We start from the raw sequence: 13,525 nt of genomic DNA, 5'->3' as shown, positions 1-13,525 counted from the left end.
CCCGGAATCAACCGTTGCGCGAGAACTTGGAGGCGAGCTGGAGCAGCTTTTCCTGGCGCAGGCGGTTCGCTTCGTCCGCTTGCGCGGCGTCGCGTTCGGCCTTCTTGCGCTCGGCTTCTTTCTTGAAGCGCTGCTGCAAGGTTTCCTTGGCGTGGGTGCGGTGGATGTCGGTCACTTCCGCGCCGGCCACGCCGTCGAGGTCGTAACGCACCGTGGCTTTTTCCATCGCGCGCAGGTAGCGCAGGGAACCGGTGTGGATGCCCAGCGCGGCGCGCATGGTCTTTCGGTCCAGGCCGGGAACGCGCGCCAGCAGTTGCTTGTCGATGCCGATGGCCAGGGGCAGGCAGTCGCGGAAAGCAGGGAACTGTTGTTGCAATTGCTTGAGCAGGGAGCGCGCGCTTTGCGCGGGTGCTGGAGCTGGAGCTGGTGCGGTGACGGGAACGTCCGCAGACTCGGCGGCAAGACTAGTTGTATTCATTGACTTCATTGTAAGAGCTGGAACCGGAAGGATAGCATGCGACCATAGGCGCGTGCGCGGATTTTATTCGCTTCGGGCTAGTGCGCACATGCGCGGAAGACCCGGAAATCGTGTATGATCCACCTCTTGCCCTGCGCGCGGGTTGACGAAGCGCAGAAGGTTCAGTCAGTAGGAAGAGGGCGTCCCGGCACCGGCGGCATGAGTCGAAGTTATATGTTCGGTTTATATCTGGTATTCGATATATCAATTATCGCAATATCTTGCATTGGTGCATAATGGTGACTGTCTCCTCTATTCTTCATCTGAAAATAGATACAAGCCCGTTTTGCCACGGGCTTTTTTTCGTTCCGCCATGCACAGCGCCATTTTGATCATAGCACACGCACCACTGCCACCCCGCACGGGGCACGCCCATCCGGGCCATCGACGCAGTCGGTCGTGCTTGCAATTCGGCTACATCGCCCCGTAGCTAGGGCCATCCTGATACACGTTCCATCGAGCGCGGTACGCCGGGCTCGGGTGGATTATTGACTGGAGTTTTAATGAAGAACACCGCTAAGACCTTAACCCTGACCGCCACCAAAGCGCCGCGTAAAAGCAGCGCCCAACTGGCTGTGCCGAAAACCGCGACCTCCTACTTCCTCGAAACGGAAGCGGCGGCCAAGGTCACGGTGGTCAAGAAGGGTTCGCGCCTGGCCGCGGTGATGGCTGCCGCCGATCCGGTCGAGCAGGTCGAAGTGGGCATGCCCGCCGAAACCATGCAGGACGTCGTCCAGGACGCCGTATCGTACGATGCCGAGGCCGCGCCCTCAGCCGACGGCGCCGCCGTGCCTGTGGTGGTGCGCAAGCGCTCCAAGCTGGCCGTGCGTCCCGACCTGGCCGCCGAAGTCCACGCCGATCTGGTGCCGGGCATGAAAGTCGCGCCCAAAGCGCGCACCGCCGTCAAGAAAATGGATCCGGAACCGACCATGATCCAGACCGCCGGCCAGGCCGTCAGCCAGACCACCGACGCCGCCGCGCTGGCCGCGATCGACACCTCCGGCTACCTGCTGCCATCGGTCAAGGTACCGGGCCGCCGCGGCCGTAAACCCAGCGAATTCACGCCAGAGAACGACGAAGTCGCCGCGCTCAACGCGGTCGAACGCGCCGAACTGAAAGCGGTCTCGAAAGCCAAGGAACGCAAGGCCAAGGGTGGCGTGAACGGCATGCTGGCGGCCGACCCGAAAGCGTCGGAAGCGGATATGGAACGGCGCCGCCAGCAGATCAAGAACCTGATCAACATGGGCAAGGAGCGCGGCTACCTGACCTATGCCGAGATCAACGATCAACTGCCGGAAAACATCATCGATCCGGAAGCGGTCGAAGGTATCATCGCCACCTTCAACGACATGGGCATCGCCGTCTACGAGCGCGCGCCCGATGCCGAAATGATGCTGCTGACCGACACGGTCGCCACCGCCACCAGCGACGACGAAGTCGAAGCGGCTGCGGCGACGGCGCTGTCGACGGTCGATTCCGACTTCGGCCGCACCACCGACCCGGTCCGTATGTACATGCGCGAAATGGGCGCGGTGGCGCTGCTCACGCGCGAAGGCGAGATCGAAATCGCCAAGCGTATCGAAGGCGGCCTGAAAGACATGGTCCAGGCCATTTCCGCCTGCCCGACCACGATCGCCGAAATCATCGCGCTGTCGCACAAGATCGCCAACGACGACCTCAAGGTCGACGAAGTGGTCGACGGCTTCGTCGACCACAACGAGAGCTCGGCCCCGGCCGCGCCCGTGGTGCACGCCGCGCCATCGGAAGATGACGAGGAAGAGGAAGAAGAAGTCGAGGAAGAAGATGGCGACGCCAACGGCGGCGCGGCGGGCTTCTCGGCCGAACAGCTGGTCCAGCTGCGCAGGAACGCGCTCGACAAGTTCAAGATCATCGAAGTCGAATTCGACAAGATGGCCAAGGCCTTCGAAAAGGATGGCTACGGCACCAAGAATTACGTCAAGGCGCAGGAAGTCATTTCCAACGAGCTGCTGGGCATCCGCTTCACCGCCAAGGTGGTCGAGAAGCTGTGCGACACCCTGCGCGGCCAGATGGATGAAGTGCGCCATATCGAAAAAGCCGTGCTGGCGATCTGCGTGGACCGTTGCGGCATGCCGCGCGCCCACTTCATCAAGGTTTTCCCGGGCAACGAGACCGACCTGGCATGGGTCGACCGCGAAGTCGATTGCGCCTATCCATACAGCGTGGTGCTGAGCCGTAACGTACCGGCGATCAAGGAACTGCAACAGCGCATGATCGACCTGCAAGCGAGGGTTGCGCTGCCGCTGGCCGACCTGCGCAAGATCAACAAGCAGATGGCTGCCGGCGAAAAGCGTGCGCGCCACGCCAAGCGCGAGATGACGGTCGCCAACTTGCGTCTGGTGATTTCGATCGCCAAGAAGTACATCAACCGCGGCCTGCAATTCCTCGATCTGATCCAGGAAGGCAATATCGGTTTGTTGAAGGCGGTCGACAAGTTCGAGTACCGCCGCGGCTACAAGTTTTCCACGTATGCCACGTGGTGGATCCGCCAGGCCATCACGCGTTCGATCGCCGACATGGCGCGCACCATCCGCGTGCCGGTGCACATGATCGAAACGATCAACAAGATGAACCGCATTTCGCGTCAAATCATGCAGGAAACGGGCAGCGAGCCGGACCTGGCGACCCTGGCCTTGAAGATGGAAATGCCGGAGAACAAGGTCCGCGAGATCATGAAGATCGCGAAAGAGCCGATTTCGATGGAAACGCCGATGGGCGAGGATGGCGATTCGCAGCTGGGCGACTTCATCGAAGACAATGCGACCCTGGCGCCGCTGGACGCCGCATTGCATGCGTCGATGCGCAATGTGATCAAGGAAGTGCTCGATTCGCTGACCCCGCGCGAAGCCAAAGTGTTGCGTATGCGCTACGGTGTTGAAATGTCGAACGACCACACCCTGGAAGAAGTGGGCAAGCAGTTCGACGTGACGCGCGAGCGGATTCGCCAGATCGAAGCGAAAGCGATGAGCAAGCTGCGCCAGCCATCGCGTTCGGACAAGCTCAAGAGCTTCCTGCACAACCATTAACGTGCGCTTGCCGCCTCGGCCTCCGGCCGGGGCGATGGCGAAAAAATCGTGCCACCCGTCGGGTGAGCACGGTTTTTTTTATGGCCGACTGATGCAACCACTCTCGCTTTCATACCTGCGGTCGTGATGCGACGCCCGCCGCTCAGCCCCGCCCGTCCTTCAGCCCCGCCCGCCGCTCAGCCCCGCCCGTCGCTCCCGCGAAGGCGGGAGCCCAAGTTCGTAATGCCGCCGGTGACTGTGCTTGCAAAACTTGGGCTCCCGCCTTCGCGGGAGCGACGGTGAGGAAGCGGGAGCGACGGTGAGGAAGCGGGAGCGACGATGAGGAAGCGGGAGCGACGATGAGGAAGCGCGAGCGACGATGAGGAAGCGGGAGCGACGATGGGGAAGCGCGAGCACTGGCAAAAAAAATGCGCATCCGGAAGCCCGGACGCGCAAACAGGGGTAGTCAATAAACCAGGGCCGAACTTGTCGCTCCTGTTCTATCGGCCTTTATTGTACATATCTTCGTTACGCCACCGCCATCGAATTGTTACATTTTTTGAACTGTTGTATTCACGCTAATCCAGCTTCCGTCTCGTGGCTTTCCAGCGGAATCATCATGGCCAGGGTGGTTCCGCCGCCCGGCCGGCTGTCGATCACCATCCGTCCGCCGAACACATCGACCCGTTCGCGGATCCCGCGCAGCCCGAACGAGGCCACCTTGGCCGCGTCCCCCGGCCCCATGCCCACGCCATTGTCGACAATGGTGATGGTCAGGTATTCCATGCCGATATCGAGCTCCACTTCCACATGGGTCGCCTTGGCGTGCCGCAAGATATTGAGCAGGCACTCCTGGATGATGCGGAAAATGACTTCGGTGCGGTGACTATCCAGCGGCGGCCCTTCGCCTTCGCTGACCGTCAGCGAGGTGGCGATCCCGCTGCGCTTCTCGAACTGCTGCACCAGCCACTCGGCCGCCGCCGGCAAGCCCAGTTCCAGGGTGCTCGGATGCAGGTCGTTCATGATCGCCCGCACCGAGCGGATGGTCAGGTCGATGGTGTCGAGCACGTCGCCGACCTTGCGCTTGAGCAGGGGGTGGCGCTGGCCGGTGCGCGCGTGGAGCATTTCCACATCGAGCTTGAGCGCCATCAGGTTTTGCCCCAGCTCGTCGTGAATGCCCTTGGCGATGCGCTTGCGCTCTTCTTCCTTGATCGTTTCCAGATGGGAACTGAGCTGGCGCAGCTCGCGGAAGGACTCGGCCAGTGCATTCTCGGCCATCTGGCGCTCGGCCACCTCGATGCGCAACTGGGCGTTGCTGCGCTCCAGCTCGGCCGTGCGCATGCGGATGCGCACTTCCAGCCCGATCTGCACCGCCGCCAGTTCCAGCTCGGCCGCCTTGCGTTCGGTGATATCGGTCAGCATCAGCAAGGTGCCTTCGGCCACCCCTTCGTCGCCCAGCATCGGCCGGCCGCTGACGATGGCCCAGCCGATGCTGCCGTCCACCCGCCGGTACGACAAATCGTGGGTGTAGCCGACATGGGCGGCGTCGGCGCTGGTCATCTCGTCCAGGTCGCGGCGCGGATTGTCGCCCAGGAAGTCTTGCATCGAGCGCCCCCGCATGGCGCCCGGCGTGGTGCCGAACATCTGGGCCACGCGGGCATTGGCAAAGGTGGTGGTGGAGTCGCTATCGAGGGTCCAGACGCCTTCGTGGGCGGTGTCGATGAAGTGGCGGTAGCGGCTCTGCGCCGTGTTGCGCGCCATGGCCAGCGCGCGGATGCGCAGGCTGACCACGAGCGCGGTGCCGGCCAGCGCAATGGTGAGGGAGAACAGCCATCGGGGCAGCGCGTGCGCGTCGCTCAGGGCAATCAGCGCTACCACCGACGCCAGGATCAGGACGATGGCGGCCACGGTCAGGCAAAGCGACTCCACGCTCCACGTTTTCATGCGCACACCCCTCGTGGTTCAGTCAGGTTGTTGGTCGGTTCATTCTATGCCAGCTTTTGGGAAGCAGCATTATTCGTATTAGACAAGCGAATCGGGTGTATGCCGGGTGCATGGCGGGCATGGGAAAGCTGTAAATTGCATTTTGGAAATTTGTTGATTGCTCGAACAAGGGTTTGCTGCCACACTGGGTGGGCGCCGTCGCCCAGGGCGGCACATTTCTTTCACATCAACAAGAACGATAAAACCACCATGATGTCACGTCCGCTCTGCCTCGCACTGATCCTTGCCGGTGCCCATGCCGCCGCTCATGCACAGGTCATCAAGTGCCAGGATGGCGCCGGCCACACCACCTATCAAAGCACTCCTTGCGCCGCGCAGCAGGGTGCGCGCGAGCAGAAAATGGCGACGCCGGGGCACAAGCCCGGCGGCGCCGCGAGCGCGCCGCCGAAAAAAGAACCGGTAGCGCCGGAACAGGCGGACATGGCGGCCTTCAACGAACGCATGCGCGTGCGCATGTGCGAGATCTATCGCAAGAATGTGAGCGTGCTGAAGGATTCTGAAAAAATGATCGTCGCCGATGGCAAAGGGGCGTTGCAGGTCGCCGATGCCAGGCGCCGGGCGGCGGAGATCGCGCAAGCCGAGCAACGGGTCGCCGAGACCTGCAAATGAGAAGCGACGGGCGGCACGCCGTGCAGGCGCGCCGCCCCGGGCAGCTGTTAACCCGTGTTGCGCAGGCCGGCGGCCACGCCGTTGATCGACAGGTGGATGCCGCGGTGAACCCGCTCGTCGACCTTGTCCGGGTCGCCCGAGAGGGCGCGGTGGCGGTGGATCAGCTCGACCTGCAAGTGATTGAGCGGATCGAGATAGGCGAAGCGGTTCTGGATCGAGCGCGCCAGCAGCGGGTTGCCGGCCAGGCGTTCATGCGCACCGGTGATCATCTCCAGGCAGCGCAAGGTGGTGCCATGTTCGGCCGCGATGCGTTTGAAGATGCGCTCGCGCAGTTCGACGTCGGCCACCAGACCCGCGTAGCGCGAGGCGATCGCCAGGTCGGTCTTGGCCAGCACCATGTCCATGTTCGACAGCAAGGTGGCGAAGAACGGCCACTCCTTGAACATGGCTTGCAGGGTCGCGATTTTTGCATCGCGCTCGCCTTCCTCGACCCATTGCGTGATGGCCGAGCCGAAGCCGTACCAGCCCGGCAGCAGCAGGCGGCACTGGCCCCATGAAAAGCCCCAGGGAATGGCGCGCAAGTCTTCGATGCGCTTGGTCGACTTGCGCGAGGCCGGACGCGAACCGAGATTGAGTTCGGCGATTTCGGCGATCGGCGTGGCCGAGAAGAAGTAGTCGGTGAAGCCCGGCGTTTCGTAGACCAGGTTGCGGTAGGCCTTGTAGGCGCGCTCGGACAGGTCGGCCATGATGGCTTCGAAGCCACCCAACTGCTTGGCCTTGGCGCCTTCGGCGGCATGCGGCATCAGGCTCGCTTCCAAGGTGGCGGCGACCAGCAGCTCCAGGTTGCGGCGGCCGATTTCGGCATTCGAGAACTTGGAGGCGATGATTTCGCCCTGTTCGGTCAGGCGGATCTGGCCGTTGACGGTGCCCGGCGGCTGCGCCAGGATCGCCTCGTAGGAAGGTCCGCCGCCGCGGCCGACCGTGCCGCCCCGGCCATGGAACAGGCGCAGCTTGACGCCGGCGCCGGCGAACACCTTGACCAGGTGGATCTCGGCCTTGTACAGCTCCCAGTTGGAGGTGAGGAAGCCGCCATCCTTGTTCGAGTCCGAGTAGCCGAGCATGACTTCCTGCAGCTGGCCCTGGTGCGCGATCAGTTCCTTCACCAGCGGCAGCGCCATCCACTCGTTCATGATGCCGGCCGCACGCTGCAGGTCGGGAATCGTCTCGAACAGCGGGATGACCATGGCGTCGAGCTGCTTCTCGCGTGTCCGCAAGAGCCCCGTCTCCTTTTGCAGCAGCAGCACTTCGAGCAGGTCGGACACGGTCTCGGTGTGCGAGATGATGTAGTTGCGGATCGCGCGCTTGCCGTAGCGCTGGCGGATCTCCTTGGCCGCGCGCAGGATCGCCAGTTCGGATGCGGTTTCCTCGCTCAACTCGGCGTACGGCGAATACAGCAGGCGCGGTTGCGCCAGTTCGGCCAGCAGCAGGCTCACCTTTTGTTCTTCGGTCAGTTTGGTGTAGTCGGCTTCGACGCCGGCGCCGGCGAACAGTTCGGCCAGCACCCGTTCGTGCACGTCGGAGGTCTGGCGCATGTCGAGCGAGGCCAGATGGAAGCCGAAGATGGCGGCGGCGCGCTGCACCGTGGCCAGACGCGGTTTGACCAGCAGGCTGCCGTGATTGGCGCGCAGCGAGTCGGCCAGCACTTGCAGGTCGGCGCAGAATTCGGCGGCGTCGAGGTAGGGCGCGGCGTGCCCGACTTCCTTGCGCAGGATATTGGTCGCGCCCAGCGAACGGGCGGTGGCGGCGAGGCGCGCGTAGATGCCGATCAGGGCGCGCCGGTATGGCTCGTCGCTGCGGTGCGGCGACTGGTCGGGCGAGGCGTCGGCCAGCGCTTGCAGGGCCGGGCTGGCGCCCACCATCAGGGTCGAAATCGACAGTTCGGCGCCGAGCGCGTGCACTTCGTCGAGGTAGAAGTCGAGGATGGTGGTGGCCTGGCGCACCAGCGCGTGCTGCATGGTGCCGGCGTTGACGTTCGGGTTGCCATCGCGGTCGCCGCCGATCCAGCTGCCCATCTGTACATACGAGTTGTCGTTGTCCAGCGCCGCGCCATCGGGATAGTGGGCGGCGATTTCTTCTTCGATGTCGTCGTACAGGCCGGGCAATTCGCGCAGGAAGGTGATGCGGTAGTAAGACAGGGCGTTGTCGATTTCGTCGGCCACGGTCAGCTTGGAGTAGCGCAGCATGCGCGTCTGCCACAGGGTCGCGATGCGCGCGTGCAGCAGGGCCATGTTGGCCACCCGTTCGCGCGGGGTGAGCGGCAGGTCGCGTTCGGCCAGCAGGCGCGCGATGTCATGCTCGGCGTCGAGGATGCTCTTGCGCTGCACTTCGGTCGGGTGGGCTGTCAATACAGGCGCGATCAGGGCATCGCCGAAAAAGGTGCGCACGGTGTCGCTGCCGACGCCGGCGGCCTTGAGCTTGGACAGCGCGAAGCTCACGCTGCCCTGCTGCGGGGCGGAGCCGGCCAGCAGGTGGGCGCGGCGGCGGCGGATGTGGTGCTGGTCCTCGGCGATGTTGGCCAGGTGCGAAAAATACGAAAACGCGCGCACCACCGAAATGGTTTGCTCGCGCGTGAGCTTGTGCAGCAGGGCGGTCAGGTCCTGGCCGGCCTGGGCATCGTCTTCGCGCCGGAAACGCACCGCGGTCTGGCGGATGGTCTCGACGACATCGAAGACGGCTTCGCCTTCCTGGTCGCGCAGCACGTCACCGAGCAGGCGGCCGAGCAGGCGGATATCTTCTTTCAGCGGAGCGTCCTTGTCGAGGACTGGAGGGTTTTCTTGTGCAGCGGATGAATTTACCATGTTGGACCACAGAGTGAAAGTTGGTGCAAAGGCTTCTGGCCAGGTTCTGCAAAGGGGACGCATGATAAAATTTGTGATCTTATGCAGGCGCCGATGACTGCCATAACCGGTTTGAGGTTTTACGACAGTGAAAGAATCCGTTTTGAAAGCAACTGAATTGAACCAGCAGCCCTCCAAGCTCATTATCGCTTCGCGCGAAAGCCGGCTCGCCATGTGGCAGGCTGAACATGTTCGCGCGCAATTGGCTTTATTATATCCGCAGTGCAGCATCGAGATTCTGGGAATGACGACCCGCGGCGACCAGATCCTCGACCGCACTTTATCAAAAGTCGGCGGCAAGGGCTTGTTCGTCAAGGAGCTGGAGGTGGCCATGGCCGAAGGGCGCGCCGACCTGGCCGTGCATTCGCTCAAGGATGTGCCGATGGACTTGCCGGAAGGCTTTGAACTGGCCGCCGTGCTGGAACGCGAAGACCCGCGCGACGCCTTCGTGTCGAACGATTTCGGCAGCCTGGACGAGCTGCCGCCGGGCGCGGTGGTGGGCACCAGCAGCCTGCGGCGCCAGTCGCTGATCGCGGCGCGCCATCCGCACCTGGTGATCAAGCCGCTGCGCGGCAACCTCGATACGCGCCTGGGCAAGCTCGATCGCGGCGAGTATGCGGCCATCATCCTGGCCGCGGCCGGTCTCAAGCGCCTGGGCTTGCCCGAGCGCATCCGCTCGCTGATGGACCCCGAACACTCGCTGCCGGCGGCCGGGCAGGGCGCGATGGCGATCGAAATCGTTTCCGGGCGCACCGACGGGATCGACCTGCGCGCCGTGCTGGCGCCGCTGAACCACCTGCCGACCGCGCAGCGGGTGGCGGCCGAGCGCAAGGTATCAAAAGTGTTCGGCGGCAGCTGCCAGATTCCGCTGGCGGCGTTCGCCACGATCGACGATGGCGTGATGCACCTGCGCGCCATGGTCGCCACGCCGGACGGCAAGCGCAGCGCGCACGCCGAACTGCGCGGCCCGGCCGACGACCCGGAGCTGCTCGGCCAGCAGGTATCGGACTTGCTCGACACCCAGGACGCGCGCGCGATCCTGGCCGCCTGCAAGGTCGATGCCGCCGCCGATGCCTGATTCGGTCATCATCACGCGTCCGCTGGCGCAGGCCGGCGCCCTGGCCGAACAAGTGAGGGCGCTCGGGCGCGAAGCCGTGCTGCTGCCGCTGCTGGAGATCGCGGCACTGGACGAGCAGGGGCCGTTGAAAGCCGCGCTGGCCGGCATGCACGACTGCGCCATGGTGGCGTTCGTGTCGCCCAATGCGATCGATGCCGCGTTTGCCCATATCCGCGTGTGGCCGGCCTGGGTAAGCCTGGCGGTGCTGGGCGAGGGCAGCCGCGCCGCGCTGGAACGGCATGGCATCAACGACCATACGGCGACCATCGTCAGCCCGCGCGACCCGGCCCGCAGCGACTCGGAAAACCTGCTCGAGACGCTCGACCTGGCGGCGCTGGCCGGCCAGAAGGTGCTGATCGTGCGCGGCGAAAGCGGGCGCGAACTGATGGCGGACGGCCTGCGCGCGGCCGGCGTGCTGGTCACGACCGTGGCGGCCTACCGGCGCAAGGTGCCGGCGCTGACCCCGGCCCTGGCGCAGCAGCTGTGCGCGCTGATGGAAGGCGACAACGACTGGATCATCACCAGTTCGGAAGCGCTGCGCGGCCTGGTGGCGCTGGTGCAGGAGATGGGCGATCCCGCCCTTGTGGAAAAAATGCAACAACAGCATCTGATCGTGCCGCATGCCCGTATTGCCGAAACGGCAAGCAGCCTGGGCCTGGGCCGTTTGACCCTGTGCGGATCAGGCGACGAACGTCTGCTTGCCGCGTTACAATCACGAGCATGAACGAATTGCCTACATTACCTGAACACAGTGCGGCGCCCGGCGCTGCTCCCCATGCCGACCAGTACAGTGCGCCACCGTCCGCGCGCGCGCGTTCGTCCGGCGGCGCCCGCATCACTGACATCCTGCAGCGTCCGATGACGGTGGTGGTGATCCTGCTGGCGCTGCTGCTGGCCGCGCACGCCTGGTCGACCCGCAGCAACCTGCTCAAATTGCGCATGGACATGGCCAACCGCCTGCAAAAGGGCGAAGTGCTCAATACCGAAACGAGCACCCTGGTGCGCACGGTGCAGGACCAGACCAGGGATTTGCAGGCCAAGGTGAGCTTGCTGGAAAACCGCCAGGTCGAAGCCCAGAGCCAGCAACTGGCGCTGGAACAGCTGTACCAGGATTTGTCGAAGAACCGCGACGAATGGGCGCTGGCGGAAATCGAACAGGTGCTGTCGACCGCCAGCCAGCAGTTGCAGTTGGCCGGCAATGTGCAGGGCGCGCTGATCGCGCTGCAAAACGCCGACCGTTCGCTGTCGCGCTCGGACAAGCCGCAATTCATCACGATCCGCCGCGCGATTGCCGCCGATATCGACAAGCTCAAGGCCCTGCCGGCGCTGGACCTGACCGGGGTGGCGTTGCGCCTGGATAACGTGATTACCCAGGTCAATACCCTGCCGATGCTGGCCGACGCGAAACCGGCCCTGCCAGCCAAGCCGGTCAAGGCGGCCAGTGCCGCGCTGGCGCCGAAAGCGGGTACCGCTGCGGCCGCGGCTGCGCTCCCGGCCCCGGCCCCGGCCCCGGTCAAGGACTCGATGCTGGCGCGGGTGCAGGACGTGTGGCAGCGCTGGACCAGCGAAATGTGGGACGAGATGCGCCAGCTGATCCGGGTGCGCCGCGTCGATACGCCGGAAGCGCTGATGCTCTCGCCGTCGGAAACCTATTTTGTGCGCGAAAACGTCAAGCTGCGCCTGCTGAACGCGCGCATGGCGCTGCTGGCACGTAATGAAGTGGCCTTCCGCAACGACCTGGTGGCGGCGCAGGATGCGCTTGCCAAGTATTTCGACACGCGCGCCGGCACCACCCAGGCCGCGCAAGCGCTGCTGCGCCAGGTCCAGGCCAGCAATCTAGCGATCGAGATGCCATCCCTGTCCGACAGCCTGAACGCCGTGCGCAACTACAAAGCGAAGCCATAACATGCGTCTTCTTCTCTGGTTAGTCGCGCTGATGGCCGCGGCCATCGGCATCGCCGTGACGGCACGCTACAATCCGGGCAACGTGGTGTTTCTCTACCCGCCGCACCGGATCGACATATCGCTCAATTTCTTCGTGGTGGTCGTGGTCGTGTTGTTCCTCGTCCTGTACGCCTTGCTGCGCGCCCTGCGCGCCACCGTCGGCATGCCGGGCCGGGTCTCCGCCTACCGCCAGCGCAAGCGCGAGCGCGATGGCAACAAGGGCTTGCGTGATGCGCTCAAGGCCCTGTTCGAAGGCCGCTTCGGACACGCAGAAAAAGCCGCCATGCGTGCCGCCGAATTGCCGGAAAACGCCGGTATCGCCGCCCTGATCGGCGCGCGCGCCGCGCACCGCATGCGTCAGGGCACCCGGCGCGACAACTGGCTGGCCGGCGTGGTGCATGACAACGCGCTCAAGACCGCGCGCCTGATGACGATGACCGAGCTGCTGGTCGACGACCATCAGCCGCAGGCGGCGCTTGCCGCCGTGGCCGAACTCAATGCCAGCGGCACGCGCCACATCCACGCGCTGCAATGGTCGATGAAGGCGCACCAGCAAGCCAAGAACTGGCCGGAAGTGCTGCGCCTGGTGCGTTCGCTGGACAAGCACAAGGCGCTGCATCCGGCCCTGTCGGCGCGCCTGCGCGAGCTGGCCTACGATGCCTTGCTGTCCGACAGTTCGCACGATGCCGAATCGATCCTGCGCGTGTGGTCCACCGTGCCGAGCGCCGACCGGGTCAAACCGTACGTGGCGGCGCGCGCGGCGGCGGCCCTGAATGCACGCGGCTTGCACGATGAAGCGCGCGCCAGCGCCGAGGAAGCGCTGCGCGCCGACTGGGATGAGCGCGTGGTGCGCGCCTACCGCGACGCGGCCGCGCAGGCCGGTTCGCCGGCGCTGCTGGCCCAGATCGAGCATTGCGAGACGTGGATGAAGCAGCGCCCGACCGATGCCGAACTGGCGCTCACGCTCGGTTCGCTGTGCCTGAAGCAGAAGCTGTGGGGCAAGGCCCAGCGCTACCTGGAACAGGCGCTGTCGGACGCGACCGAGCCGCGCATGGTGCGCGAGGCGCACCTGAAACTGGCGCAGATGCATGAGGCGCTGGGCCAGCAGGAAGAAGCGCATGCGCATTTCAGGCAGTGTGCGCTGGCGAGCATTTTGTGATCGATGCCGCTGGCTTGAAAACCGTCGCGCCCGCGTCGGCGGGCGCCCAAGTTGGTTCAGCCGCCCACTGAGCGGCGAACTTGGGCCCCCGCCTTCGCGCGGGCGACGGTATTGAGATTGGCGGTACTCTACGGTCCGCCGATGTTTGTGCGTTTTCCAGCCGATTTCTGGGCCTCCTTGAGCCGATTTTCTGGCGCCCTCCAGCATATTTCATGGCGCCCTACAGCAGATCTC

General features: G+C 64.4%; 9 protein-coding genes. 6 read left to right on the top strand and 3 right to left on the bottom strand.

Annotated elements, in window-relative coordinates; all coding sequences use genetic code 11:
* Positions 1 to 7: 7 nt before the first annotated feature.
* Positions 8 to 478 carry a ProQ/FINO family protein gene (locus IV454_RS28960; protein ID WP_206089086.1) on the bottom strand — a complete coding sequence of 157 codons (471 nt, stop codon included), beginning with the start codon at positions 476 to 478 and terminating at the stop codon, positions 8 to 10.
* Between the two features lie 542 nt (positions 479 to 1,020).
* Here IV454_RS28960 and rpoD point away from each other — a divergent pair.
* Positions 1,021 to 3,582 carry an RNA polymerase sigma factor RpoD gene (gene rpoD, locus IV454_RS28955; protein ID WP_206089084.1) on the top strand — a complete coding sequence of 854 codons (2,562 nt, stop codon included), beginning with the start codon at positions 1,021 to 1,023 and terminating at the stop codon, positions 3,580 to 3,582.
* 552 nt (positions 3,583 to 4,134) lie between these two features.
* Here rpoD and IV454_RS28950 read toward each other — a convergent pair.
* Positions 4,135 to 5,505 carry a PAS domain-containing sensor histidine kinase gene (locus tag IV454_RS28950; RefSeq protein WP_206089082.1) on the bottom strand — a complete coding sequence of 457 codons (1,371 nt, stop codon included), beginning with the start codon at positions 5,503 to 5,505 and terminating at the stop codon, positions 4,135 to 4,137.
* Positions 5,506 to 5,604: 99 nt separating this feature from the next.
* Here IV454_RS28950 and IV454_RS28945 point away from each other — a divergent pair, with 99 nt between their 5' ends.
* The gene (locus tag IV454_RS28945) at positions 5,605 to 6,174 is read left to right on the top strand and encodes a DUF4124 domain-containing protein (protein ID WP_206089080.1); all 570 of its coding nucleotides are present in this window, start codon (positions 5,605 to 5,607) and stop codon (positions 6,172 to 6,174) included.
* A gap of 47 nt (positions 6,175 to 6,221) precedes the next feature.
* On the opposite strand, the gene ppc is transcribed toward IV454_RS28945, so the two are convergent.
* On the bottom strand, positions 6,222 to 9,032 hold the full coding sequence (ppc, locus tag IV454_RS28940; protein ID WP_206089078.1) for a phosphoenolpyruvate carboxylase: 2,811 nt from the start codon (positions 9,030 to 9,032) through the stop codon (positions 6,222 to 6,224).
* A 142-nt stretch (positions 9,033 to 9,174) separates the two neighbouring features.
* Here ppc and hemC point away from each other — a divergent pair, with 142 nt between their 5' ends.
* The 4 genes from hemC to IV454_RS28920 are packed head-to-tail and all read left to right on the top strand — an operon-like array spanning position 9,175 to position 13,291.
* On the top strand, positions 9,175 to 10,149 hold the full coding sequence (gene hemC / locus IV454_RS28935; protein ID WP_370663169.1) for a hydroxymethylbilane synthase: 975 nt from the start codon (positions 9,175 to 9,177) through the stop codon (positions 10,147 to 10,149).
* A complete protein-coding gene (locus tag IV454_RS28930; protein ID WP_206089076.1) occupies positions 10,142 to 10,912 on the top strand; it encodes a uroporphyrinogen-III synthase in 771 nt (256 codons plus the stop codon). The genes hemC and IV454_RS28930 overlap by 8 nt, the downstream gene beginning before the upstream one ends.
* Complete coding sequence (locus tag IV454_RS28925) at positions 10,909 to 12,093, top strand: uroporphyrinogen-III C-methyltransferase (protein ID WP_206089069.1); 1,185 nt, start codon at positions 10,909 to 10,911, stop codon at positions 12,091 to 12,093. Before IV454_RS28930 ends, IV454_RS28925 begins: the two co-directional genes overlap by 4 nt.
* A gap of 1 nt (position 12,094) precedes the next feature.
* On the top strand, positions 12,095 to 13,291 hold the full coding sequence (locus IV454_RS28920) for a heme biosynthesis protein HemY (RefSeq protein WP_206089061.1): 1,197 nt from the start codon (positions 12,095 to 12,097) through the stop codon (positions 13,289 to 13,291).
* Positions 13,292 to 13,525 lie beyond the last annotated feature (234 nt).

Source organism: Massilia antarctica (assembly GCF_015689335.1).
Classification (GTDB): Bacteria; Pseudomonadota; Gammaproteobacteria; order Burkholderiales; family Burkholderiaceae_D; genus Telluria_A; species Telluria_A antarctica.
The sequence above is the reverse complement of the archived record's forward strand: the minus strand, read 5'-3'. Positions and strand labels throughout refer to the sequence as shown.